Below are 25,235 nucleotides of genomic sequence, written 5' to 3' on the forward strand. Positions count from 1 at the left end.
GGTGCTGTTGACAAACCCTCGACATTGAGTGCTGAATATGGTATAATATAAGTGTCGAAAGTGAGGTAGCAGCGATGTTAAAAAGAGCTGAAAGCAAGCAAATGAAAATGTCATTTGTGACACTTGAAGAACTAATGCCACAGGAGCATTTTTTGCGAGATTTGGATAGACTTGTAGATTTTGATTTCATCTATGACAAGGTAGCTGACCTGTATTCAAATACAGGAAGACCTTCGATTGATCCTGTTGTAATGATAAAAATGCTATTAATTGGATATATCTACGGTATCGATTCTGAGCGTAAGCTTGAACAGGAGATCACCGTAAATATTGCTTACCGCTGGTTCTTAGGAATTGACTTTGATGAACGTGTTCCGGATCACTCAACTATCTCACAGCTCCGTCGCAGAAAATTTGATGGTACAACAATTTTTAGAGATGTCTTTGATGAGATCGTTCGTAAGTGTTTCGAGGCAGGTCTTATTGACGGAAAGCTCCTTCTGACTGACTCTACACACATCAGAGCGAATGCACGTAATGACCTGCGTGAAGTCATTGAAGTACCTGATACTCCAAGTGAATATATACAGAAGCTTGATCGTGAGGCATATGAACTCGGTCTTATCAAAGAGCCTGTTGAATACGATACTACTAAAACTAAAGAGATCACCAAAAGCGTTACAGATCCTGAATGCGGACTGATGAAGCGTCCGGGAAAGCCTACAGGATTTCACTATCTGAATCATCAGACCTGCGATTCAAAGCATGGAATGATTACTGATGTTTTTGTTACTGCTGGAAATATCAAGGATTCTGTTCCTCACGTTAAACGAATCGAGTACCAAATTGAAAAATTCGGTTTCAATCCTGATGCAATCTGTGCGGATGGCGGATATGACAGTCGAGAAGTATATGAAGCAATGATAAAAAAAGATATTGCAGCATATATACCGCAACGAGAGAAACCTACTCCTAACTGTAATTATACTGAAGAATACTCGCCAAATAACTTCATATATGATACCGACAATGATTGTTATCTTTGTCCCGCAGGGAGAATACTAAAGTATTCATCTTATTGCAAAGGTAAAGGCGTAAAACGTTATGCTGCCAAAAAATCAGAGTGTCAAAACTGTCCACATAAGGAAAAATGTATAGGTAAGTCGAAAATTGGAAGACGGATTGAACGTCATCTTCATGAAGAAGCCAAAGAAAAACAAATGCAACATGCCGGAACGCCTGAGTACTATGAAGCTATGCGGCTGCGAAAAATATGGTGCGAGGGAAATTTCTCTCATCAAAAAGAACGACATAATTTAAGACGCACCCGAAAGAGGGGCATTGAACGAGTTACTGAGCAATGCCTCTTATCGGCATGCGCATTAAACTTAAAAAGGCTTGTAGAGATACTATTTTTACTTCAATATTCAGCTATTATTCCAGTCCGAAAGCTATTCGGACTGTTTTTATTGAAAAAATACCAGTTTGTCAACAGCACCGTTGAGATACTCCATCGGTGAGTTGATACCGTTAGAGTACGCTGTGCAGTTGATAACGTTCAAATCTTTCATCTACATCTTCCTTTCGCGTTTCGAGTTTTTACTTGTGATGTCAAGAGTTGTCCGGACGTCTTAACTGTGTTCAGTATACACCAGACCTTGACAGAAGTCAATAGATGTTGTATAATAACTCTATCAGTTTCGATTTATTATCTATTAATTGTAAACTTTTTGTGAACATTCAAATTTGAAGACGGAATATAGACGCTTTATATTTTAATAAGTCCGAACGACTTCAATGACGACTGCGAACACAAATTCTGAAAGGAGAAGCTATGTTTGAGATAGAAGCGCACTACCACGACCGCAAGATTTATTTGTCAGACGGAAGGGAATATCCACTCGGAGAAATACTTCTGCGCTATTTTTCAGCAAATATAAAGGATCTGGAAGATATTTATGATGTTTGTAAACGTGCAAAACCGCAGCTGAACATCGGTTCTGAGTATCAACCGTATGCGATCGGTGAGCGAGCACAAAAGGTTGAAGACGCTTATGAGCGTATCTTTGATATCGCAAAGAAGCTTCCGCCGTATGACAAGCAACACTTCCGCAGAGGTGTTCTGCAAAACCTGTTTGCATATTATGATGACCTGTTTGTGAATTATTATAGAGGGCAAAAATACAATGAAGACGATGACGATTATTATTTTATAGACAGGTCAGAAGGAGTAGACGACGGATATATCAGCGAAAATCTCAACGAACTGAAACGACTTCCCGACTATCATCTTGATGATGAGAAAGCATTGAATGATTCTGAGAAAAAGCAGTATGCGATAGAATTCATTGCACATATCAGAAGGATAGCTGATGAATTTAAAACATTTGTTGCAGACCTGCTGCGAGTAAAAAATGTTTTTATGCCATTCGCTGACGAACTCTGTGACCACAACAGCTATCCTTCAACCGAAAAGGTCATCGAAGTATTCCAGAAGTTTACCGCAACACATAATCTCAGCAATTCGTATATGAATCTGGAGTCCAGCGGCAGTATGTGCATGGGACATACGGTTATCGAAACGAAAAAAGGTCCCATACTTTGTGAGACCTATCGTTTCACATCGCTGGGAGCCTTTCTGTATTTTGAGCTGTTCAAGTGTATTGAGGAGAAGTTTATGCCTGTCAAGTGCCGCAACTGCGGACGCTGGTTCATCATGAAGCATACCACCTTCTCCCACTACTGCAAGCGACTCATAAGCAGTAATCCGCCCAAGTCCTGCCGTGACATCTCAATGCGTCACACCTTTAAGGACAAGCTCAAGAATGATCCTGTGTGGGAGATATACAATCGTGCATACAAGCAGCACTACGCTCGTTTTATGAAAAAGAAGATGAGCAAGTCAGAGTTTGCTGAGTGGGGAGAGTATGCCATTGAGCTGCGGCAGAAGGCTGCTGATGGCGAGCTGGAGATGGAAGAGTATCAGAGGTTAATGAGAATATAGCATGACATGGCTCTTGATTAAATCGCTCTGTTGTGGTATAATAACTACATTAAACGAAAGGAGGCGGTAACATGGCATATGAACTGCGGCTCTTTGATACTCCGCTAATGAGGTTCACAGCGACTGAGGATACAAGCACGCCCGAGATAGAAATACTCTGGGTGAACGAAGAAAAGAAGGCGTTACTGCCTCTTGACATGAATATTGACGGCGACAGCGTTTCGCGTTGGCTGAGGCACAGGACTATTCCGAAGAATCGTGCATACGTCCACAGCTTTCTCAGCAAGTGCGGACTCAACCTCAACCGTCCTATGAGCATACTCAGCGTATCAAAGGGACTGTCGCTGAATGACTGCTACTGGGTGGTTGAGGAAGGCTTTAAGGGCAGCTTTGCCGAGTACAACCTTTATGATAACAGATTCAGCAGAGTGCTGGGACTTATCGCCTTCACAGGCTATGGCAGCTCTGTGAGAACATCTCTGGCGTCCTGTCCTGAGTTCACAACTAACGGTATGCTGCCTAAGTGCTGGCGCAGAGAGAACGGAGTTATCAGACTTTACAAAGGCGGAACAAGCGGAGCTTCAAATACAGGCAATGAGCCATATTCGGAATTTTACGCTGCTCAGATAGCAGACGCTCTGGGTATCAACGCTATCTCCTATGGGCTTTCAAAATGGCAGGGTGAACTGTGTTCCACCTGCGAACTGTTCACAAGCAAGGACTACTCCTTTATGCCGATAGGCAGACTTGTCAGCAAGGGCAGTATGAAAGCTGTCCGTGAATATTACGAGTCGCTGGGCGAGGAGTTCATAAATGCGCTTGATGATATGCTTGTGCTTGACGCAATAATCTGCAACGTAGACCGGCATTTCGGGAACTTCGGATTTCTGGTGGATAACCGTACAAACAAGATAGCTGCTCCTGCACCGCTGTTCGACCATGGTAACTCACTTTTCAATCTTGCAGGCAGGGACGACCTCGCCTCAGGTAAAGCACTCTGCGATTATGCGGATACGCTTGTACCGTGCGTTTATGACGACTTCATCGGCACTGCGAAAAAGGTGCTAAGCAACAGGCACAGAGACAGACTTCGCAGTCTGCTCGACTTCCGCTTCAAGCGCCATTCAAGATATAATCTTGATAGTAAGCGACTGAAACTCATCGAGGAGCAGATACACAAACGTGCACAGGAATTGCTGAAGTAAACAAGCTGTTCAAATCGTCTAATAGTATAATAGCCGCAGGGATTACCCTGCGGCTTAGTTATTATCAAATATTCAAGAATTATCATACCTTGTACACTGAAAGTGTACAAGCTTGTTATTGTACATTTTTAGTGTACACATTTTTGTGATTGCAATTTCCGAGTCAGCATTGTATAATGATGGTAGAAATTCAAAAGGAGGTTACAGCTATGTATGAGCTGAACGATAAGAAAATCGGCGAGCATCTTAAAGCACTGATAGATGAAAGGGGCTATAAGACAACCGCTGATTTTTGCAGAGATTACCTTAAACTGAAATATTCAAATCAGGAAATAACAGATACTATTCTGCAAAATGAAAGAAATCGTTTTGGTGCAATTCTCAAAGGCGATAAGAAAATACAGACTCACGACCTTCCGATACTCTCGGAGCTTCTCTGCGTTCCCTGTGAGGAGATACTCTCGGCAGGAAAATGTTATGCTCCAACAAGAAATCATGTCACAAATTATGAAATTGCTCAGTCACACGACAGAAAAGTCTGGGACGAGTATATGAAGCGTGAGGACACCATTTTCCTCAATTGTGATGAATACTGTAAAACAGTTATCGACTACGCTCTCGAATTCAAGAACTATGCTTTTATGAAATATCTTCTTGATGAAGGCTTTATCTGGTTTGTTGATCCAAATGCAGACGTTTGTGATATGTATGGTTATAGAGCAGGAACATCTATAAAACCTAAAGAGCTTGCCAAGAACTATCCGGAGAACCGCCTCCCTACAGAAATACGATTTCAAGACAGACTCAGAACTCAAACTATTGCACTGGCAATAGAAAACGAAGATTACGATATTTTAGAATCACTGTGTGCAAGAGAAATACCCGAAATGCATCAACTGACATGGAATGGAATTAATCCTGCTTTTATTTACAAAAATGAAGATTTGATCGAAGCGATTGCAAATTCCGAAAACGAAAAAGTCATTGATTATTTCTCAGATGAATTTACTATCGGAATTTACAATAATAAAAATATCACTGTTGTTTTTCCATTCCTTAGTGATGTGATTGAAAAAATGCTTGAAATAGGAAATGAAAAAGCAGCAGCTGTTGCTTTAAAGAAAGCCATAGCTCATAATAAAGATACATTCAATAAAATCGATGATATGATAAAAATGGCTTGTAAACTGCATCATGATTCTCAGACTGAACAAATGGAGAGGCTCATAAAAGTATGCACCGAAACAGGCTGCAGCGTTAATGATGCAAATATGATAAAGCGTTTTAAAGAAAATGCCGATAATTATGCGTATATATATTCAACGTTTAATGTTGACGAATGCAATTATATATCCTTTCATTATCGTAATAATGGACAGTATCACGATATCATCACCAATATCTGCAAAGTAACAAGTAAAAAAGGCTCAGCTGAAATTAAATCACTTGTAAAAGAACTCAACAAGTGTTATAACAGGATCATTTCACTGGGAGGTGAAAAGTATGCCAAAATACTGCTATAATTACGATTCCGGCGATTACGAATACATAGACAAAGATGGTTACAGTTGGGACAGGGGCGAATACGTCTACAACTGGGACGACAGCGAATACCGCCGTGAAGAAGAGGAAGAAGAACGCCGCCGCTTGGATGATGACGAAGACGATTGGTAAAACATAAGCCGCAGGTATTACCCTGCGGCTTGCTTTTTATGTTGCAAAAACTGTTTCCGTATGGGTATTACATGGAATTAGTCTGCTATAGATTTACATACATAAAAATCAGTTAGTTTCAAAAATTCCCAACACTTCATCGGTAGCCTTTTCGCATTCTTCACATGAGAGATAAGTTATTCTTTCATTTTATCATATTCCTGTTAACGTCATTCGATTGTGACTACCTCTCCGGTCCAGTCGATAATTCCGCCGAACTCGTAAATATGTGTATATCCCATATCAGCCAGCTTCTGCGAAGCTTCCTTGCTGCGCCGACCGCTTCGGCAGTATATGAGAATTACCTGATCAAGGTCGGGTAATTCCTTTGGCTGTTCCGTACCGATAGACTCGTTGGGAATAAGTATCGCACCGGGGATATGACCGCTGTCATATTCGTCCTGACGCCGCACATCGACGATAATGTGTCCGTCCTCAGCCTGCATCATTTCCCTAGCCTTTTCCTGCGTTATCTGCTGATAGTTTGCCGCCGCAGAAGCCGTTGCTGTCTGGACTTCCGACTGAACACCTTCCGACGAACTTGTCCCATTACCGCAGGCTGACAGCAGCATAAATAATACGGCGAAAACAGCAAGAACTGCTCCCCGTGATTTTGAGTTTCCCATAACAGGTGCCTTCTTTCTTATAGTTCTTTAAGCTTCCCGTCCACAAAGTAATAAATATTCTCTTTCTTATACCCATATTTCGAGCCATTGACGCTGATATGCGGCTCAAAAGTGAAATAGTCCACCGATGAGAGCAGTGCAGTGTTGCCATTTTCAATGTAAATACGGTCGTTTTTGTCCTTTACGATCGAGTGACCGAGATTGCCGAGAAAGTCAAGGTTGATAAATCCGCGATTAGTTATTAGCTGATTGATATGGAAATACAGTTCCTCAAATGTGGTCTGCGGAGTCGCAAAGCTGAGCATTTCAGCGTGAAGTTCCTCCTCCATAAGCAGACCGTTCCGCCACTCATCGCTGCGGATACTGCTTATATCGTCAACTACTTTGCCGCCCTCGAGAATTATCGTTCTTGCGTAGTCGCCCCATATATTGTCGTTCTGCGGGCTGAGGTCGATAGTTATGATGTCGTCAGCAGCGATAGGTCTGTCGGAGGTCACATACTCCCTGCCCGAGACTGATACTGTGGTCTCGTCACCTGAGAATACAAATGCACCAATGTCCCAGTACCAGAACGAATCTGCTCCTAAGGCAAGCATTTTATCCTCGCAGAGGCGACGCACCTCGGGCAGCTTCATACCTGTGTGTATCTCTTTTTTTATGTATTCTATCGTGTCTTTCGCTATTTTCTGCACTTCGTAGTATTTCATATGATTGCCCTCTTTCTGTTCCGGGATAATTCCTGATAACTACATTCTATCATTTTATCTGCAATAATGCAATGGTCAGTTGAAGAAATAATTGCTGATCCGGTGTTATAAATGAAGAATCCCGGTAATCAGGCATAAAAATGCTCTGGTCACAGGGATACTGTTATTTTATTTCTTGTTCAAGGTCATCAAACAGGTCAGAATCGAAGAAATGCCTAAGAGAAATATCGAGCCCGTCGCAGATTTTCTTAATGGATACTACTCCGGGATTCTGACTTTTTTCATTCAGCATACTATACACAGTTGAAGGCGAAACACCTGAACTGTTTGCAAGTGCGTTTATTGCAATGCCATGCTCTTCACACAGCTCTATTATTCGTTTTGCGACAGCTTCTTTAGCATTCATTACAATCACTCCAGCGTTTGGGATATATCGTATATTTAATATTACCAAACATTGGAATTAAATGTATGGGATATATCGCAAATCTGGTTGAAATGTGTTATAATATACGATATATCCCATATTATGAAAGAGTGATTTTTATGACTTGTACGATCATATCAACAGGCGAGGAACTGAAGCTTGTCTGTAAAAATGAAAATGAACCTCCATATCCCGAGATAAAAGCAAAACTTCGAGAGAAGATATGGGAGCTTTACTGCAAGGGGTATGACAGGTTCTGGATTAACTGTGAGTATGGAGTGCCGCTGTGGTGCGGAGAAATAATAACGGCATTGGCTATGTACAACGACATCGAGCTGAACATCGCCATGCCATATGAGGAGCAATCTACAAACTGGGTTGAGGAGCACCGTGACCGTTTCTTCAGACTTCACGCCGATTCAGATAATGTTGAGATCATTTCACATCACTACACCGATAACTGCTACAATCTTGCAGATGAGTATATGATAGATGATTCTGATCTGCTGCTTGTAGTCGGAACACACACTGATTGTTACGGAGCTTCCTACGCGAAAAATAACGGCATAAAAGTCGAGCGGTTATTATTCACGCTGCCATACCAACTGTAATACAAATATGTGTCGATACAGCAATTATTCGCTATGATTTTGCGCGAAATGGTTGATTAATGACTATAAAAATGTGCAAACTGCTTGACTTTTGGCTCTGTTTATTGTATCATAGAGAGGACAGGAGGTGCAGTGTATATGTATATACCGCGTAAAATAGACAAGTTTCTCGCAGATTGGAAATCCGAACAAAACAGGAAGCCGCTTATAGTCAAAGGCTCGCGTCAGGTCGGCAAGACTGAGTCCATAAGGCACTTTGCCGCTGACAATTATGACAGCTTTATTGAAATAAATTTTGTTGAAGAACCGAAATACACGATGATCACTTCCGACGGATACAAAACCGACGATATTATAAAAAACATCTCGCTCATCGATCCGTCCAAGAAATTTATCGACGGCAAAACCCTCATATTTTTTGACGAAATACAGAGCTTTCCCGATATTGCCACAAGTCTCAAATTCTTCAAGCAGGACGGCCGTTTCGATGTTATATGCAGCGGCTCCATGCTCGGTATCAATTACCGAAAAATCGAGAGCAACAGCGTAGGCTACAAAAAAGACTATATAATGCGTTCGCTTGATTTTGAGGAATTTCTTTGGGCGAAAGGTTATGACGATTCATTCCGCGAAAACCTGTTCAGCCACATGATTGATCAGAAGCCGTTCAGTGAGCTGGAGCTCTCGGTTTGCCGCTCTTTATTCCTGGACTTCTGTGTGCTTGGCGGTATGCCTGCGGTGGTTTCGCAGTATATAGAAAACGGCACATTTGAAGGCTCCCTTGATACGCAGAGACAGCTTCTCGCAGATTACAAGGAGGATATTCGCAAATACGCAGAAGGCGTTGACCAGACTCGTATTCTTAATGTTTTCAATCGGATCGCTCCGCAGCTTGCAAAGAAGAACAAGAAGTTTCAGATATCAAAGGTCGCTTCGGGAGCACGTTTCCGCGATTACCGCGGCTGTATAGACTGGCTAGTAGATGCTGGCATCGTCAATCCATGTTACTGTCTAAACTTTCCTGAGTTGCCACTAAAGGGTAACTATGATGAGGATAAGTTCAAGCTATATTTTGCAGACAGCGGTCTGCTGGTGGCAATGCTCGACGACGAAGCACAGGACGATCTTCGTGCAAATAAAAACCTTGGTGTATATAAAGGCGCTCTCTATGAAAACATCGTTGGCGAAGCTCTTGTTAAAAGCGGCTGCGACCTCTATTACTATCGCCGTGAGGACTCAACACTTGAACAGGATTTCTTCATGCGTACTAAGGATTCGCTTGTGCCTGTTGAAGTCAAGGCAGAAAATGGTAGAGCGAAGTCTCTGAAAACGCTGATAAACTCCGATAAATATGCTGATATTAAATTCGGAGTTAAGCTGTTCAACGGTAACGTCGGCTATTCGGATAATGTATATTCATTTCCGTATTTCTGTGCATTCCTGCTTAAAGAGTTCCTTCAAACTAAATAATGATTATTAATAAATAGATAGTAAAAGTCCTCCCGACAGCTCACGCTTATGTGAGATCTTCAGGAGGGCTTCGTTATTTCGATTTAATATTATGTGTGATTATATGTTGAAGTATAATAATACTTACACATGAATTTTAGGATTCCATTTTTTTATTTTTTCACTTAATTCTATGATCATTTCTTTCACACCTAAAACATTGCTTACATCATTATCAAGTATATATGGTGAAACATTTTTTGCAAACTCAATTTTTTTAGAAGAAAAATTCTTGCATACCCTTTCGATATACTCAGGAAAAAGCTCATATTGTTTGCAATTTGTTTCGAGTTTTGAAGAATATGCCGAATTAATAGCACCATATGGAAGATAGTTTTCAATTTCCTTTCCTTTTGTTATCCAGCAGAGCATTCCTTTTTCTTCAAATTCTTTCTGTATTCGTTTTTTGGTATCGTTGATATGTCCCTGTTTTGATCTTTTGTCACTATCAATTACAATAGCGGCATTTCTATTAGTCGACAGAATGTTTATCAGATCTTCTGTTTCTTTAGTAGTATAATGTGAAAGCAATCTTCCGCCATAGTATAAAAATTGATAATCTGAACCCTCAATGAGTTCTTTATCTCCCCATATTTCTAACCATCTTTTGATATATATTCTGTCCGATGGACCTTCAACCCAGATTATTCCATTTGATTGAAATAGATCACTTGCTCTAACATCCAGATCTTCTAATACATGAGTTTTTGAAATAAAGCTGTCTATTGTATCTATAGTAGAAATACCGTTTTCTTTTTTGACATGAAGTATCTGTGTATCAGGTTTATTGGCAAATGTATTTATCGCAATATGTGAATGCGTTGTTAAGAATATATATGCATTGGGATGATCTTTTCCGTATTGAAACAGATAGTCAAAAAGGCGCCTTTGTAATGCTGGATGAAGATTATTTTCAAGCTCTTCAAAGGCAAAGAAGTGTATCTGCTCATCATTGTATTTATTTATTTCAGGGATAATGAGCAGATTCAAAAGAACAAGGATTATTGTTTTTAATCCACTGCCCATTTTAGAGAGGGCATATCTGTCATCTCCTTCGTATAAATAGACTTCCCAATTATCACTTCCAGCTGTTTTCTGTACTGTTATACCATCAAATTTTGAATCTGGATACATTACTTCATTTAAAGCTTCAAGCAAGTTTTTATGTATCAGTTTTTCAGGTAATTGTTCTTTGGTGAGTATTTGATTGATCAGGTTACAAGCTCCATTGCCGTTTTCATCTAAATGATAGTCTGAATTATATGGTTCCGGAACAATATCACGATCTGCATTGAGCCTTCTAAAAGAAATACTTTGAAGGAAATTGCTAATGGGAGGCTCCGAATCAATATAGCTCGTTTGGTAATTACCTTCTATTAAATTACATCTAAAAGTATTATTCATAGGCTCAATTCTATATGTTTTATAGCCTATATATTCTTTATACCCTGAGAACGGTTCATTTCTCACCTTTTGTCCGTTAATATCAATTAGAATAGAACAACGGTGTTTATGGAAAAAAGAAGGGGATGTTATTGATTCAAATACATCTATTATACTCGACTTTCCGCAGTTGTTTCGCCCAATTAGAAGTGTGATTTTTTCTGGCTTTAGTGATATATAATCTCCTTTAAACGATTTATAATCCTTAAAACGTATTTCCTTAATTGTAAACTTCATACATATCACCTCTATAAAACAATGTGATTTTCAAGAAGCTGTTTACTCTCTCTCCAATCAGGCAGCATTACCTGTAAAAGGGAGTAGAACTGCTTTGAATGATTAGGATGAATAAAATGGCAGAACTCATGATACACCACATATTCAATGCAGTTTTTGGGAGCTTCGATCAATCGTTTATTAAGCGTTATTATACCTTTATTCGGCAGACAGCTGCCCCAACGTGAAGTCATATTGCGAAGTTTCAACTGCGGATAATCCACTCCATACGGAATGAATTTCTGATGAACTTCGTGCATTATTTCGCTGAAGATAATATTGCACTGCTCATTCAGCCAGTTATTAAGTAGGTTCTTTTTTCTGTTATAATAGTCGGGACGTCTTACGTGAATGTAAACATATATACCGTCGGTATTTACATATTCCTCTGCATCTTTGATAATGCTTATCCGCATATTCTTTCCGAGAAGTGTAACATTTTCTCCGCTGACATACTTCATTTCAGCCTTAGGTATCTCATTGCTTTCAAAAGTATCAACAGCATTTCTGATATACCTGCACTTGCTGATAACAAAAGAATCTGCTATACTCTCGGCAACATTCTCAGGCACTGAAACAAAAATACTTCCGTTATGGCGTATTCTGAGATTTATGTTTTTGATATTCTTGCGCTCAAAAATATATTCAATATCTCCGCACTCAGTTTTTACTTTTCTTGTTTCTGTTAACAGTACTTTCATTAAAACCTCCTGAGTGCAATGGTTTTAACGTTATCAATGATCTTATCCATAATCTCAAAGCTGAGATCCCAGTTATTATTGTCGCTGTAATCGTAGAGAAGATCGTCCAGTGCATGAGATATTTTCTTGTGAATGTCAATGTTTGAGGTCCAGTCAACTTTGCTGTATTCCTTTATGATGTCTGTTATATCCGCCGACAGATCAGCTACTATATCTCTGTTCTCTGAAAGAGGTATTACTTCATCAAGTATCGCTGAAACAACTCCATAGAACGCCTGAGCATGAACATTGTCTTTAATTCTTTCAGGATATTTGAGTTCAGTTTTTCCGCTGCGGTATTCCTCCATGATCTTAGTCATCTTTTCAAGATACTCTGCCTCGCTTATTACTTGTTTTTTGTACAGTTCGAGAGCTTCTTTTATTTTCTTTGAGAAATTATCATAATAAGCAGGGTTTTCATCATATTTTTCGGATATGCTTTTAGTCATTCTTGAACGAATGGCATCTGCCTTTGATCTTGCTGAACCAAGTTCGTTCAGTTCCTTTTCAAGTCCGTCTGAATCCAGAATATCAACGGGAGCTGTAACGATTTTCAAGCCTGTTACAGAAAGGTTCTGATCAAGTAAATTCTGCATTATAGGCTCATATTCCTTATTATCGATAGCATCAGCATAGCGGAGTTTTACAGACTTTCTGATCTTAGAGAACATGATGAATTCGGATTTATACTTATTTATCTCCTCACGGGGAACAGCTTCATAAGCCTTCTCGGAATTGACTACAATAGCAAGAGCTTTTCCGAATTTACAGAGAAGATTGTAGAAGTCATTTCGTAAATCTTCATCTTCCAGCTTGTCCTCATATTCATTTACATCATTTTTGTTTCTGATGCTTATGAAGAGTTCACAGAGCTGAGAATATGCCTCACGAAGTTCTCCTACAACGGTCATAACGTCCACTATCGCTCCTGAAAGATCGGTTCCTTCATAGTTTTCAAGACCTGCACCACTGTACATATTCATAGCAGTATCGAGTTTCTGAATAAGACCACGATAGTCAACAATAAGACCATAATCCTTGCCGTCATAAAGCCTGTTTGTACGGGCAATAGCCTGAAGCAAGCCATGTTCTTTCAGTTCTTTGTCGATATAAAGTACTTGACATACTGGTGCGTCAAACCCTGTAAGCAGCTTACTGCAAACAATAAGGATATCAATGTCACCGTCACAGAATTTATTCTTGATAGTTTCTTCGTATGTATCAGCATCGCCATACTGTTTCATCATCTTGTTCCAGAAAGCTATGACTTTGTTATCTGTCTCGGACAGTATATCGTCTTCACCCTCACGCATATCGGGAGCTGATATAACAACAGCGCAGTTAAGACTTCCAAGCTGCTCAAATACTTCAAGATAACGAACAGCATCACGCTTGAAATTGGTTGCAAGCATCGCTTTCATACCCGTATTCTTTACGCTGTCTGTAAAGTGTTCCTCAATATCAAGAGCTATCCTGCGGATTCTTGCATCGGTAGAAGTCAGGCGCTTGATGCTGCTCCACTTCTGCTTCAGATCCTCACGCTCACGCTCGTTAAGACGGCGAGTAGTTTTCTCAAACCACAGGTCTATATTATCTTCATCAACTTTCTGATCCACAAAACGTCCCTCATAAATAAGCGGAACTATCGCTTTATCATCAACTGCATCCTTGATAGTATACTTGTGAATATAGTCGCCGCCACCGAAACGTCCAACAGTGGATTTCTCCTTTTTCATCAGCGGAGTACCTGTAAAGCCTATGTAACATCCGCAAGGGAATACTATCCTCATTTTAGTCGCAAGAGTACCATAGTTACTGCGGTGGCTTTCGTCTACAAGTACAAATATATTGCGGTCATTTATCTTGATTTTCTGATTTTCGGCAGTATTGAATTTATTGATTATCGTTGTTACAACATCAGCTTTATCGCTCTGTATCAGTTCAACAAGATGCTTTCCTGATGTGGCTTTTGCCGGTGAAAGTCTGGTGTGTGCAAATGTCTTGGCTATTTGGTTATCAAGGTCTTTACGGTCGGTAACTATGATAACTTTCGGGTGACAGCTTGTAAGTTCCATGAGGATATACTTTGCAAGCATTACCATTGTTAGGGACTTTCCGCTGCCCTGAGTGTGCCATATAACACCACTCTGACGGTTGCCGTTCTCATCGTCGGTGTTGATAGTCTTTATTATCTTTCGGATAGCGAAAAACTGCTGATGTCGGCATATTTTCTTTATGTTCGCATCAAAGACAATGAAGTATTTTGTAAGCTCCATAAGCCTGTGCCTGTCAAAGAGCGACACGATATCCCTGTCCTGTTGAGTGATACTGCGGTCGGTGATATGCTGTGAAAGCAGTCCGTCAAGCCACTCGGTATCTTCTTCTCGCCATACGTTCCAGAACTTCTTTGCAGTTCCTGTGGTCGCATATTTGAAGAAGTTTTTATTAGTCGCAGCAACTACCTGAGCGAACTTGAAAAGCTGCGGAGTGTATTCCTGTTTCTGATTGCGTATAGTCTGCTCAACTGCCTGTTCTACGGAGATTGTCGGTGCTTTGCACTCTATCACTGCAAATGGAATACCGTTGACAAAGAGAACAATATCAGGACGGGTATCATGCTGACGGTCTGCGCTGTGAACGGTAAACTCCTCGGTAACATGAAAGACGTTATTCGTAATATCGTCCCAGTCTATGTATTTCAGATTGAAATTCATAGTTCTGTCGTCGGGGAGAGTTTCGGGATAGCTTCGTCCGAGCATAATGTCATTGTATGCCTTTTCACTGGACACAACAAGATTATCAGCCAGCGGCTCGTCTATCTCATCAACTGCTCGCTGTATGTTCTCATTTGAAAATTTATACTCCTTACCGCCGAAAGTATAGCTGTTCAGTTTTTCAAGCTGCGAGAGGAGGATATCTTTGAGAATGACATTGTACAGTCCGCCACGCTGAGCCTCACACTCTTCGGGGGAAAGATAGGTATAATCCAGCTTCTGCAATAATTCGAGGGCAGGATTTTTGCTTATGTTGTCTTCGAGGTATGCGTCATGATTCATATAGTCACCACCTACTTTAACTAAGTAACGTTTATTCAATATTTCCTGAGAGTAAATCTTTCATCTCTTTAATGGTGCTTTCCAAATCCCTTTTCATTTTTTTAGGCGTTTTTTCATTAGCCAAAGAGCTCATTCGCTCCATTGCTTTTATAGCTCCGAACAATGCTGCATCAACATTTAATATCATCTGCTCCGTCTTCATTTTCTCTTTAGCAGCAACTGTATCAACTATTTTCTTTACATACTGCATTAATTCGCTACGAGAAGAATAATCTGCAGGTGCATAGTAGTTTATTCTTCCGTCATTAAAAAGCTGATATACCTTTTGACGCATATCTTTTTCCAGATCATAAACACCTATTGAAAAACCACCCTTGCTTTTAACAAGACGCATACACGGAATATCGGTTGCACTATCGCCTATATAAACGATATTTTCATAAGGTATGTACAGATTGCTCTCCGGCATAGAATCATTTACTGTTTCATCATATTCCTCGAATATACCTTTAGCGATTCTGAAAATGAACTGTGTCTTGTTGGTATAGTTTACCGCCTGTGCTGGCCATACGGCTACCCCATCAGAAGAATAGTAATAGGAAGAAGCATATATACGCTTAAATTTATCAGCGATCATACTTCCCTCGATAATCTCTTTAAGTCCGGATGAGATAATGTAATGCTCAAGAATGATACCTTGTTTTTCGGCATAATCGTTTATTCTGTCGAACCACTTATCTACGCCTTTATAGAGCTTTACATCTTTTCCAATTGCCTGAAAATACTCCTTTTTTATAGATTTATCCCTAAATGTTGAATGCTTGATAAGCTGATACATCCATGCGAGGTTATTGTCCATAAGATTATCATGAGCCAGTTTTCCAGTTTCCTCCCAGAATGAATTCTTATCAATATTAAACGAAGGGATAAGCGTAAAAGTCTGCATATCATCGGGAGAGAGTGTTTTGTCGAAATCGTAGCAGATTGCCATGCGAGGCTTTCTGTTTCTTATAGTTTCAATCTCTTTTTCTTTTACTTCCTGAGCCATAATTGTTTTATCTTCCATTACATACACCTAACCTTTCCTGTAAGCAATAATCGCTTACTGACTTATAATTACATGTTATCTTTCGTTTTCTTGTAGCCTTCGGGGTAATGCCTTTATTTATGTTTTCTATTCTTTTTGTTACGCTTGGGCTCGTTATTATTCCTCTTTTCATATTTAGTTTCACGCTCTTTAATAAGATTATAGACAATTTTCCTGTGATGTGCATTTGTCTCATCGATATAAGAATGTAATGATAATATATTCTTGTATGACTGTATAAGCATAAAGAAAAATATCAGAATAATAATTAGTGCTAAAAAAATTATAGCTATAATATAAGCTATTAATTCTATTTTGGAATTACCAGTATATGGAATCTTTGTTTTGACTATTTCACAAATCCAAGTTGCTAATATACCTGAAATAATTCCTATTGATAACTCTTTAATGGCAGAAGGATTGTACATTTTGTTGTATACTTCAACAAGCACATTGTCCTCAATTTTATTTTTGTTTTTTTCATAGTAATCTGAAATGGCTTTTTTACGCAAATAGACTTTTTCAATTCTGCTATCATCTTTTTCAATCGGATATTTTTTGATTATCTCTTTAATATCCTTTTTAACTTTTCTTGCTGTAAATTCATTCGTTTTTTCTTTAGCCATTTATACCCCAAGCTCCTTCAACATTTCATCCATCTTCGCCTGCACCTCAGCGATTTCCTTTTCTGTTGCGGCAATGTCAGCCTTGACAGCGTCGATATCAATGGGAGCTTCCTCCTCGAAAGTATCAACGTAACGGGGGATATTAAGGTTGTAGTCGTTCTCGACGATCTCACTCTTTTCAGCAACATAGCTGTATTTGTCCACGGCTTCACGCTTGCGGTAAGTCTCCACTATACGCTCGATATCACTGTCACGGAGAATGTTCTGGTTCTTGCCTTTCTCGAAATTTCCGTCGCCGCTTGCGTCAATAAACAGCACATCGGATTTACTGCGGTTCTTCTTGAAAACAAGAATGCAGGCAGGAATGCCCGTACCGTAGAACAGATTTGCAGGCAGACCGATAACAGCGTCAAGCAGGTTAAACTCTATTATTTCCTTTCTGATCTTGCCCTCGCTTGCACCTCTGAAAAGTACACCGTGAGGCAGTACAACCGCCATACGTCCGCCGTTTTCGTCAAGGCTGTGGAGCATATGCAGGACAAAGGCATAGTCGCCCTTTGAAGTGGGAGGAACTCCCCATGCGAATCGTCCGAAGGGGTCAAGTGAAGCGTTCATCTTCTCTTTTTTCTTGTCCTCGCCGCTGAGTCCCGAAAGGAAACCGCTGTCCCACTTATCGAGAGAGAAAGGCGGATTTGCCACAACACACTGGAACTTCATCAGCTTGTCTTCCTTGATATTCTGAGGGTTAGCCAGTGTATCGCCCTGCCAGATTACAGCATCGTCAACACCGTGGAGGAACATATTCATCTTACACAGCGCCCATGTCTGGTTATTGACTTCCTGACCGTAAACGGCTGCTTTGTGGGACTGCACTTTATTGTACGCTTTAAGGAGCAGACCGCCGCTTCCGCAGGTAGGATCGTAAATTCTCTCATTCTCCTGCGGCGAAACAAGTTCTGCAACGAGCTTTGAGACCTGACTTGGGGTAAAGAATTCTCCGCCTTTTTTGCCTGCATCGGAAGCAAAGTTTGCTATCATGTACTCATAAGCGTCGCCGATAATATCAGCGCTGTCCAACTGCGTAGGACGGAGGTCAAGCTCATGGAAATCCTCAAGCAGATTGCGGAGGATAGCGTTCTTGTCCTTAGTCTCGCCGAAATCAACAGTGGAGTTGAAGTCGATAGCACGGAACACATTGCGGAGCTTCTCGCTGTTGTTATTTTCGATCTCGGCAAGGGCAACATTTATCTTCTGACCGATCTCGTTATCGGTGCGGTTGTCGTAGAGATAATCGAAGGTAGAAGTCTCGGTCAGAGTGAAACGCTCGTTGCGCATAGCACGTTCAACACGTCTTTCGTCGCCCTTGTATTCCTCGATATACTTAGCTTTTGTCTCGTTGTAAACGTCATTCAGATACTTGACAAAGAGCATGGCGAGTATGTAATCCTTGTAACGGGAGCTGTCTATCTTGTTTCTGAAGCTGTCGCAGGCACTCCAGAGCACCTTTTCTATATCGTTTTTAGTAGTCATTATTATTTACCTCACTGTATTTATTTCGTTCTTACTATGCCTGTAAGCAATAATTGCATAAGGGCTTTTTTCTTTTGTTTTTCCTGTTCTGACTTACGCTGATGAAGGGTGATAAGGTTGTCGAGAGCCTTGAAAAAGCAGCTTATTTGCTTTTGTTCAGCTATATTTGGTACTTTTGTAGTCAGTTGAATAATCTTATTTACAGCTAATCCGGGCTGTGCAGATTGACCTGAATATTGTCCTAAATTCATCAAATCTAAGAGGTAGTACAAGAACAATGTATCGTTGTCATTATTTCCGTGAACAGCAACGGCGTGTTCCGTAAAATAGGCTTTTCCAGAGGAAAAGTTCATGTTTCCACATAACGCACCTTGCCTGCCGATTAAGGCAAAATCACCATCATGATTGTATGTGTTCGTGTAACCTCTAAACCCATTTCCACCATAGACAGCATAGCGCCCCGAATCTGTTATTTCAGACGCTTTTATACTCTTGCCACTTTGGAACTCATCGCACATATCACCCAACTTACGCTGTTCCCAAGGATCAGTAAATCCTTTAAACCTTAGTTCGGGATATTTACTGCCTTTTTTCGGAAACATCTTTTGCAGATAGGCTTTTTTCAGTTCTTTCAACTGCTCTATCTTCTTTTCCTGCAATTCTATCAGCTTGTCCTGCGTGGAGAGTATCTCCGCTATCTTTTGCTGTTCGGGGAGTGGGGGAAAAGATAGTTGATACATTGAAAGATTTTTATAATATAATCTGGTTCTTGTACCGCCTAATTTTTGTGACCTACAAAAATATCTGAAACGTGGCATTTCATTCAAACATGAAATAATATAGTAAAGATTTGCATTTGACTTAGCATTAAAGACAGGATATTCACTGCTTACCAAGACAGATTTCCCTGTTGTGTTAAGATTAAAATGAAAAATATCATCGTCGCTCATATGCCGGTAGGTTACATATCCGACAGGAACTATTTTATAACCTAAATTAGTCTGTGTAGCTTCTTTTTGATCGTAATAATCTGACTGCGGAATCAAGCCTTTGCGTGACGAGGAGTAAACAGGATATTTTTCAATATCATTCGATAATTCTCGATATTCTTGTAAGTGTTCACCTATATGTTCAACTTCCCACTCCACAGGCACAATACCGACTTTCGTTTTCTTGTAGCCTTCGGGGATAATGCCGCTGTTTATGGCGGCTATGCGCTCTTTTATCTCTTTATCCATACTTCTCACATCCTGTTTACCTTATTTATCAGCGCCTTGTAATAGGCTTCTTTCTGCCTTATCTGCCTTTCCAGCAGAACTATTTCCTGTCGGGAAATATTATAAAGCTCAACCACCTGCCGCTGACGTTCAAGGGACGGCAGTTTTATCTCAGTCTCACCGACCATAGTGGGCTTTATCTGTTTCAGCATACCCGTACAGCTCATGCGGAAAGCCTTTTTTATGCGGTCTTTGTTCAGATACCACGCGATATACTGCGGCAGAGCCTTCGTTATATCTACTCTCACCACAACAAAATGCGACGGTATGACCAGTCCCGTGTATTCCTCTGTGATATATGCCGCCGTGTACGGCTCGGAGGTCTTGACAACTATGTCCCCCACCTGCGTGAGGTAGTTCGGCGAGAGCTCCTCCGAAGCGTAAAACGGTATCGTTTCATCTGTATTTATAGTACCGTCGTCATTGACAGCTTTCAGATTCAGCTGACGGTATTCCCAGCTTTTATCGGTAGTTTTGGCTTCTTTCCGCGACAGAACAAGGCCTGTTTTCACGGCAGCCAGTTTAGTAAGTTTCATAAAGCCTCCTAAATATTTCGTTATGTACATTATGTAACTCTTTGAGGATAGTATAGCATATATGTCAGAAGATGTCAAGGTTTTTGGAGAGTAATTTTTGTTATGTGTAAAATGTTACTCGCTGTGAGGATGAAAAAATCCCCCTGAACCATAGTAGTTCAGGGGGACTGTTATTAACATCAGTTATCCGAATACACGGGCGCAAATGTTAATCGTATGTGCAGATCAACTCTGATGAGTTATAATTACTTCTTGTCAGCGATAGCAGCCTGAGCAGCAGCCAGACGAGCGATCGGAACACGGAAAGGTGAGCAAGATACATAGTCGAGGCCGATCTTGTGGCAGAACTCAACAGATGTAGGATCGCCGCCGTGCTCGCCGCAGATACCGCAGTGGAGCTTAGGATTCTGGGGCTTGCCGAGCTTGATAGCCATTTCCATGAGCTTACCAACGCCTGCCTGATCGAGCTTAGCAAAAGGATCGTTCTCGAAGATCTTCTTGTCGTAGTAAGCGCCGAGGAACTTACCTGCGTCGTCTCTTGAGAAGCCGTATGTCATCTGAGTAAGGTCGTTTGTACCGAAGCAGAAGAAGTCAGCGTTCTTAGCGATCTCGTCAGCTGTAAGAGCAGCTCTGGGGATCTCGATCATTGTACCAACTTCGTACTCAAGGTTTGCGCCAGCCTCAGCGATAACAGCGTCAGCAGTCTCAACAACGACCTTCTTAACGAACTTGAGCTCCTTAACGTCGCCTACGAGAGGGATCATGATCTCGGGCTTAACGTTCCAGTCGGGGTGGTTCTTCTTAACATTGATAGCAGCCTTGATAACAGCCCTTGTCTGCATCTTAGCGATCTCAGGATATGTTACAGCAAGACGGCATCCTCTGTGACCCATCATGGGGTTGAACTCGTGGAGTGAAGCGATGATGTTCTTGATGTCCTGAACTGACTTGCCCTGTGCCTTAGCGAGAGCCTCGATGTCAGCTTCCTCTGTAGGAACGAACTCGTGGAGAGGAGGATCAAGGAATCTGATTGTAACAGGGTTGCCCTCGAGAGCCTCATAGAGAGCCTCGAAATCGCCCTGCTGCATAGGCTCGATCTTAGCGAGAGCAGCTTCTCTTCCTTCAACTGTATCTGAGCAGATCATCTCACGGAAAGCAGCGATTCTGTCAGCCTCGAAGAACATGTGCTCTGTACGGCAGAGACCGATACCCTCAGCGCCGAGCTCTCTTGCCTTCTTAGCGTCAGCAGGAGTATCAGCGTTTGTACGAACCTTGAGAGTTCTGTACTTGTCAGCCCAAGCCATGATTCTTCCGAACTCGCCTGCGATCTGAGCGTCAACTGTAGGAATGATACCGTCGTAGATGTTACCTGTTGTACCATCGATAGAGATGTAGTCGCCCTCGTTGAATGTCTTTCCGCCGAGCTCGAACTTCTTGTTAGCTTCATCCATCTTGATGTCGCCGCAGCCTGATACGCAGCACTCACCCATACCACGGGCAACAACAGCAGCGTGTGAAGTCATACCGCCGCGAACTGTCAGGATACCCTGAGCAGCCTTCATACCTGTGATATCCTCAGGTGATGTCTCGAGACGAACGAGAACTACCTTCTCGCCCTTTTCAGCCCACGCTACAGCGTCGTCAGCTGTGAATACGATCTTACCGCAAGCAGCTCCGGGTGAAGCGCCGAGGCCCTTGCCGATAGGAGTAGCAGCCTTGAGAGCCTTTGTATCGAACTGGGGGTGGAGAAGTGTATCGAGGTTTCTGGGGTCGATCATTGCAACAGCTTCCTGCTCTGTCTTCATGCCCTCATCAACGAGGTCACAAGCGATCTTGAGAGCAGCCTGTGCAGTTCTCTTACCGTTTCTTGTCTGGAGCATATAGAGCTTCTTGTTCTCAACAGTGAACTCCATATCCTGCATATCGTGATAGTGATTTTCGAGAGTCTGGCAAACTTCCTGGAACTGCTTGAAAGCCTCAGGGAATGTCTCAGCCATCTGCTGGATAGGCATAGGAGTACGAACGCCTGCAACAACGTCCTCGCCCTGAGCGTTTGTAAGGAACTCGCCCATGAGCTTCTTCTCACCTGTAGCAGGGTCTCTTGTGAAGGCAACACCTGTACCGCAGTCGTCGCCCATGTTACCGAATGCCATTGACTGTACGTTAACAGCAGTACCCCATGAGAAAGGAATATCGTTATCACGTCTGTAAACGTTAGCTCTGGGGTTGTCCCATGAACGGAATACAGCCTTGATAGCTCCCATGAGCTGCTCCTTAGGATCGTCAGGGAAGTCTACACCGATCTTAGCCTTGTACTCAGCCTTGAACTGGCCGGCGAGAGTCTTGAGGTCCTCAGCTGTGAGCTCAACGTCCTGTGTAACGCCCTTTTCTTCCTTCATCTTGTCGATAAGCTCTTCAAAGTACTTCTTACCAACTTCCATAACTACGTCAGAATACATCTGGATGAATCTTCTGTAGCAGTCCCAAGCCCATCTGGGGTTGTTGGACTTTTCAGCGATCGTGTTAACAACTGTCTCATTGAGACCGAGGTTAAGGATTGTATCCATCATACCGGGCATTGAAGCTCTTGCACCAGAACGTACAGAAACGAGGAGAGGATTCTCCTTGTCGCCGAACTTCTTGCCGGTGATTCCTTCCATCTTTGTGATGTACTCATTGATCTCTGCCTGGATCTCATCAGAGATACCGCCGTCCTCATAATACTGAGTACAAGCCTCTGTTGTGATCGTGAAGCCCTGAGGAACAGGGAGACCGATGTTTGTCATCTCAGCCAGGTTTGCGCCCTTACCGCCGAGAAGCTCTCTCATGTTGGCATTACCCTCTGAGAAAAGGTAACAATACTTATTTGCCATTGGTGTATACCTCCATTTTTAACATTACCGGACAAGAACCCTGGGGGCATTATCCGAGTTATACCTATTATAACACATCTCAGAAAAAAATACCATATATGTGATGACAAAAATTACCCCTTTATTTTATTGCAGTTTGTACAAAATTTAACAAACCACTTTGTTTTCTGCGAAAAAGGCTTGCATTTATTGTTAAAGTATGTAAAAATAAATACATGGCAGCGGATGGTAAAAGCTGCAAAATGGTTTATGAAATAAGGAGTTTATTATGAAAAAGATCACAGCGACTATACTTTCATGTATACTTATCGGCTGTACGGCAGTTTCCTGCGGCAGTAAGAAAGAAGAAAACACAGCGAGCAAGGTGCTTCCTGCGGAAGCAGATGCCTGCATAAAGGATTTCGTAAACAATGTTTTCGAGGGCGACGGCAACGGTATGCTGAACTGTATGTACCCTCATGCACTCATATCGGGACTTAAAAGCAGCGGACTTACAAAGCAGCTGTATTCCGCATTGGAAATGGGCGTGGACGGTTCGCTTGATAAGTGTACCACCTCAGACGAGGTCAAGATCAGCGAGAAGGCTATGAAGGGCGCCGGTGTGTATTTCGACTCATACACCAATATGCTCAAGGTCAGCGCTCCTCCTTATACCGTGTCGGACGGCTATAAGCTGAAGATGAATGTTACTGTCAAGAGCGGCAGCCAGAAAGACAGCACCTCGGAGGATATAATCGTTGTTGATGTTGACGGTGAGGGCTGGAAGATAATACCCATGGATGAGGAAACTCTTGAGTCGGCTGCCGACGGCGGTATCGGCTGATAAAGGGGAGCTACAAACGTGAAAAAGCTTTTATCAGTGTTTATGGTATGCGGCTTGCTGGCGGCTTCGGCGGTCTCCTGTGCAGGAAAAGGCGAGACCTCGTCTGCTACGGTGGAAACTACAGCTGCCGCGACAACTGCGGGAACTGCAACAGAGACGGAAACAGAGCCTGCAACGGAACCGACAACAAAAGTGACCGTTGAATACTACGATGGGCTTATCTGCTCGGATAATATGACCGAAAAGGAAAAGGAGAGATCAAGCTTCCGCGAATTTACGCTGCTTGATGTTGACAAATGCTTCGAGATAGGCGAAAACGGACGCAATTCCTACTATTTCTATCCCGCTGATATAACGAAGATAACCAAGATCAAGGATTATTTCCGCGAGCTGACCATATACGACGAACAGCTTGACCAGCAGTTCCTTGCGCACATAACACTTCCGCCGAATTATGACAAAGACAAGGAATACCCGGTGGTATTCATCACTGATTCGGCGTATCATCTGAAAAAAGTTCCCGACCTCTGGAAAGTCATAGACGAGGGCGAAGCCGCTCCCGTTATATTCGTAACTCTCGGCTACGATTACGACACACGTGAGGAAGAAGAGCGTTTTGATAAGTTTATCCTGCAGGAGGAAAAGCTCCTTGACTTTATCACCGATGACCTTATGAAAACCATTTCTCTCAATTACAAGGTGGACGCTTCACGTTCTGTATTTTTCGGGCATTCATTTGGCGGGGTGTTTTCACATTATGCCCTTTGCAATTCGGATAAGTATGATTATCAGCCCTTCGGGAGCTATATAATAGGAAGTCCCTCATTCTACGCATATTTCTATCCCGATATGGAGTATTTTGACAACAGTTCCATTAAGGATCCGTATGCTTTTCAGCGGGAGTTCGATTATTTTGACCGCAATGAGACAATGGACAAGAATGTGCTGATATGTGCAGGCGGCAGAGAGAATTACTATGATTTCAAGGCACCTGATGACCTCCCCACTATCCCCGAGGAGGCAAAGCTTCTCCATGAAAGGCTCGTCTCTCACGGTGCAAATGCTGAATTGAAGATATATGAGGATTGCTACCACAATAATTACCTTGCAGATATGCTCAAGGATTACCTGAAACAGAATTTTCCGCCTGAGAACTGACACTATTA

The 25,235-nt window shown here is 41.8% G+C and carries 21 protein-coding genes; 9 read left to right on the forward strand and 12 right to left on the reverse strand.

Going from position 1 to position 25,235, the window contains the following annotated elements:
• Positions 1-74 precede the first annotated feature (74 nt).
• The 5 genes from DSZ37_RS15845 to DSZ37_RS17820 all read left to right on the forward strand — a co-directional run bounded on the left by DSZ37_RS15845 (position 75) and on the right by DSZ37_RS17820 (position 5,883).
• The gene (locus DSZ37_RS15845) at positions 75-1,520 is read left to right on the forward strand and encodes a transposase (protein WP_109727837.1); all 1,446 of its coding nucleotides are present in this window, start codon (positions 75-77) and stop codon (positions 1,518-1,520) included.
• 314 nt (positions 1,521-1,834) lie between these two features.
• Entirely contained in the window at positions 1,835-3,004 is a 1,170-nt protein-coding gene (locus DSZ37_RS15850; protein WP_109727838.1) for a DUF6076 domain-containing protein, read from the forward strand.
• A gap of 71 nt (positions 3,005-3,075) precedes the next feature.
• Complete coding sequence (locus DSZ37_RS15855) at positions 3,076-4,209, forward strand: protein kinase (RefSeq protein ID WP_109727839.1); 1,134 nt, start codon at positions 3,076-3,078, stop codon at positions 4,207-4,209.
• 209 nt (positions 4,210-4,418) lie between these two features.
• Positions 4,419-5,732, forward strand: coding sequence for a hypothetical protein (locus DSZ37_RS15860; RefSeq protein ID WP_109727840.1), 1,314 nt, complete (start codon positions 4,419-4,421; stop codon positions 5,730-5,732).
• Positions 5,713-5,883, forward strand: a complete 171-nt coding sequence (locus DSZ37_RS17820; protein ID WP_181380344.1) for a hypothetical protein — start codon at positions 5,713-5,715, stop codon at positions 5,881-5,883. Before DSZ37_RS15860 ends, DSZ37_RS17820 begins: the two co-directional genes overlap by 20 nt.
• Before the next feature lie 209 nt (positions 5,884-6,092).
• Here DSZ37_RS17820 and DSZ37_RS15865 read toward each other — a convergent pair whose 3' ends face one another.
• From DSZ37_RS15865 to DSZ37_RS15875, 3 genes are all read right to left on the reverse strand, one after another.
• Positions 6,093-6,548, reverse strand: a complete 456-nt coding sequence (locus DSZ37_RS15865) for a rhodanese-like domain-containing protein (RefSeq protein ID WP_181380345.1) — start codon at positions 6,546-6,548, stop codon at positions 6,093-6,095.
• 17 nt (positions 6,549-6,565) lie between these two features.
• Positions 6,566-7,255, reverse strand: a complete 690-nt coding sequence (locus tag DSZ37_RS15870; RefSeq protein WP_109727841.1) for a M24 family metallopeptidase — start codon at positions 7,253-7,255, stop codon at positions 6,566-6,568.
• Between the two features lie 163 nt (positions 7,256-7,418).
• Positions 7,419-7,661, reverse strand: a complete 243-nt coding sequence (locus DSZ37_RS15875; protein ID WP_109727842.1) for a helix-turn-helix domain-containing protein — start codon at positions 7,659-7,661, stop codon at positions 7,419-7,421.
• Positions 7,662-7,801: 140 nt separating this feature from the next.
• Between DSZ37_RS15875 and DSZ37_RS15880 the strand changes: the two genes are divergently transcribed.
• Together DSZ37_RS15880 and DSZ37_RS15885 are read left to right on the forward strand one after the other, a co-directional pair.
• Positions 7,802-8,293: an SLOG family protein gene (locus tag DSZ37_RS15880; protein WP_109727843.1), complete on the forward strand. Its 492-nt coding sequence runs from the start codon at positions 7,802-7,804 to the stop codon at positions 8,291-8,293.
• A 138-nt stretch (positions 8,294-8,431) separates the two neighbouring features.
• On the forward strand, positions 8,432-9,763 hold the full coding sequence (locus DSZ37_RS15885) for an ATP-binding protein (RefSeq protein ID WP_109727844.1): 1,332 nt from the start codon (positions 8,432-8,434) through the stop codon (positions 9,761-9,763).
• 123 nt (positions 9,764-9,886) lie between these two features.
• Here DSZ37_RS15885 and DSZ37_RS15890 read toward each other — a convergent pair whose 3' ends face one another.
• The 9 genes from DSZ37_RS15890 to ppdK all read right to left on the reverse strand — a co-directional run bounded on the left by DSZ37_RS15890 (position 9,887) and on the right by ppdK (position 23,246).
• A complete protein-coding gene (locus tag DSZ37_RS15890) occupies positions 9,887-11,482 on the reverse strand; it encodes an ATP-dependent nuclease (protein ID WP_109727845.1) in 1,596 nt (531 codons plus the stop codon).
• Between the two features lie 11 nt (positions 11,483-11,493).
• Positions 11,494-12,222 carry a M48 family metallopeptidase gene (locus tag DSZ37_RS15895; protein ID WP_109727846.1) on the reverse strand — a complete coding sequence of 243 codons (729 nt, stop codon included), beginning with the start codon at positions 12,220-12,222 and terminating at the stop codon, positions 11,494-11,496.
• Positions 12,222-15,317, reverse strand: coding sequence for a type I restriction endonuclease subunit R (locus tag DSZ37_RS15900; RefSeq protein WP_109727847.1), 3,096 nt, complete (start codon positions 15,315-15,317; stop codon positions 12,222-12,224). The genes DSZ37_RS15895 and DSZ37_RS15900 overlap by 1 nt, the downstream gene beginning before the upstream one ends.
• Positions 15,318-15,348: 31 nt before the next feature.
• Positions 15,349-16,383 (reverse strand): HAD family hydrolase, encoded by a 1,035-nt coding sequence (locus tag DSZ37_RS15905; protein ID WP_242978648.1) that lies wholly within the window; start codon positions 16,381-16,383, stop codon positions 15,349-15,351.
• Positions 16,384-16,478: 95 nt separating this feature from the next.
• Entirely contained in the window at positions 16,479-17,030 is a 552-nt protein-coding gene (locus DSZ37_RS15910; RefSeq protein WP_109727848.1) for a hypothetical protein, read from the reverse strand.
• The gene (locus tag DSZ37_RS15915; protein WP_109727849.1) at positions 17,031-18,560 is read right to left on the reverse strand and encodes a type I restriction-modification system subunit M; all 1,530 of its coding nucleotides are present in this window, start codon (positions 18,558-18,560) and stop codon (positions 17,031-17,033) included.
• Positions 18,561-18,580: 20 nt separating this feature from the next.
• Positions 18,581-19,798, reverse strand: coding sequence for a restriction endonuclease subunit S (locus tag DSZ37_RS15920; protein ID WP_109727850.1), 1,218 nt, complete (start codon positions 19,796-19,798; stop codon positions 18,581-18,583).
• Positions 19,799-19,803: 5 nt separating this feature from the next.
• A complete protein-coding gene (locus DSZ37_RS15925; protein WP_109727851.1) occupies positions 19,804-20,373 on the reverse strand; it encodes a restriction endonuclease subunit S in 570 nt (189 codons plus the stop codon).
• 245 nt (positions 20,374-20,618) lie between these two features.
• Positions 20,619-23,246 carry a pyruvate, phosphate dikinase gene (gene ppdK, locus DSZ37_RS15930; protein WP_109727852.1) on the reverse strand — a complete coding sequence of 876 codons (2,628 nt, stop codon included), beginning with the start codon at positions 23,244-23,246 and terminating at the stop codon, positions 20,619-20,621.
• A 268-nt stretch (positions 23,247-23,514) separates the two neighbouring features.
• Here ppdK and DSZ37_RS15935 point away from each other — a divergent pair, with 268 nt between their 5' ends.
• The gene (locus DSZ37_RS15935; protein ID WP_109727853.1) at positions 23,515-24,069 is read left to right on the forward strand and encodes a hypothetical protein; all 555 of its coding nucleotides are present in this window, start codon (positions 23,515-23,517) and stop codon (positions 24,067-24,069) included.
• An 18-nt stretch (positions 24,070-24,087) separates the two neighbouring features.
• Positions 24,088-25,227 (forward strand): alpha/beta hydrolase, encoded by a 1,140-nt coding sequence (locus tag DSZ37_RS15940; RefSeq protein ID WP_146198209.1) that lies wholly within the window; start codon positions 24,088-24,090, stop codon positions 25,225-25,227.
• The last annotated feature ends 8 nt before the right edge of the window (positions 25,228-25,235 follow it).

Origin of the sequence: Ruminococcus flavefaciens (genome assembly GCF_900116855.1) — a bacterium.
In the GTDB taxonomy this organism is placed as follows: Bacteria; Bacillota; Clostridia; order Oscillospirales; family Ruminococcaceae; genus Ruminococcus; species Ruminococcus flavefaciens_R.

Coding starts and splice junctions, on each gene's coding strand:
- DSZ37_RS15845 (WP_109727837.1), top strand. CDS start 75: ATGTTAAAAAGAGCTGAAAGCAAGCAAATGAAAATGTCATTTGTGACA.
- DSZ37_RS15850 (WP_109727838.1), top strand. CDS start 1,835: ATGTTTGAGATAGAAGCGCACTACCACGACCGCAAGATTTATTTGTCA.
- DSZ37_RS15855 (WP_109727839.1), top strand. CDS start 3,076: ATGGCATATGAACTGCGGCTCTTTGATACTCCGCTAATGAGGTTCACA.
- DSZ37_RS15860 (WP_109727840.1), top strand. CDS start 4,419: ATGTATGAGCTGAACGATAAGAAAATCGGCGAGCATCTTAAAGCACTG.
- DSZ37_RS17820 (WP_181380344.1), top strand. CDS start 5,713: ATGCCAAAATACTGCTATAATTACGATTCCGGCGATTACGAATACATA.
- DSZ37_RS15865 (WP_181380345.1), bottom strand. CDS start 6,548: ATGGGAAACTCAAAATCACGGGGAGCAGTTCTTGCTGTTTTCGCCGTA.
- DSZ37_RS15870 (WP_109727841.1), bottom strand. CDS start 7,255: ATGAAATACTACGAAGTGCAGAAAATAGCGAAAGACACGATAGAATAC.
- DSZ37_RS15875 (WP_109727842.1), bottom strand. CDS start 7,661: ATGAATGCTAAAGAAGCTGTCGCAAAACGAATAATAGAGCTGTGTGAA.
- DSZ37_RS15880 (WP_109727843.1), top strand. CDS start 7,802: ATGACTTGTACGATCATATCAACAGGCGAGGAACTGAAGCTTGTCTGT.
- DSZ37_RS15885 (WP_109727844.1), top strand. CDS start 8,432: ATGTATATACCGCGTAAAATAGACAAGTTTCTCGCAGATTGGAAATCC.
- DSZ37_RS15890 (WP_109727845.1), bottom strand. CDS start 11,482: ATGAAGTTTACAATTAAGGAAATACGTTTTAAGGATTATAAATCGTTT.
- DSZ37_RS15895 (WP_109727846.1), bottom strand. CDS start 12,222: ATGAAAGTACTGTTAACAGAAACAAGAAAAGTAAAAACTGAGTGCGGA.
- DSZ37_RS15900 (WP_109727847.1), bottom strand. CDS start 15,317: ATGAATCATGACGCATACCTCGAAGACAACATAAGCAAAAATCCTGCC.
- DSZ37_RS15905 (WP_242978648.1), bottom strand. CDS start 16,383: ATGGAAGATAAAACAATTATGGCTCAGGAAGTAAAAGAAAAAGAGATT.
- DSZ37_RS15910 (WP_109727848.1), bottom strand. CDS start 17,030: ATGGCTAAAGAAAAAACGAATGAATTTACAGCAAGAAAAGTTAAAAAG.
- DSZ37_RS15915 (WP_109727849.1), bottom strand. CDS start 18,560: ATGACTACTAAAAACGATATAGAAAAGGTGCTCTGGAGTGCCTGCGAC.
- DSZ37_RS15920 (WP_109727850.1), bottom strand. CDS start 19,798: ATGGATAAAGAGATAAAAGAGCGCATAGCCGCCATAAACAGCGGCATT.
- DSZ37_RS15925 (WP_109727851.1), bottom strand. CDS start 20,373: ATGAAACTTACTAAACTGGCTGCCGTGAAAACAGGCCTTGTTCTGTCG.
- ppdK (WP_109727852.1), bottom strand. CDS start 23,246: ATGGCAAATAAGTATTGTTACCTTTTCTCAGAGGGTAATGCCAACATG.
- DSZ37_RS15935 (WP_109727853.1), top strand. CDS start 23,515: ATGAAAAAGATCACAGCGACTATACTTTCATGTATACTTATCGGCTGT.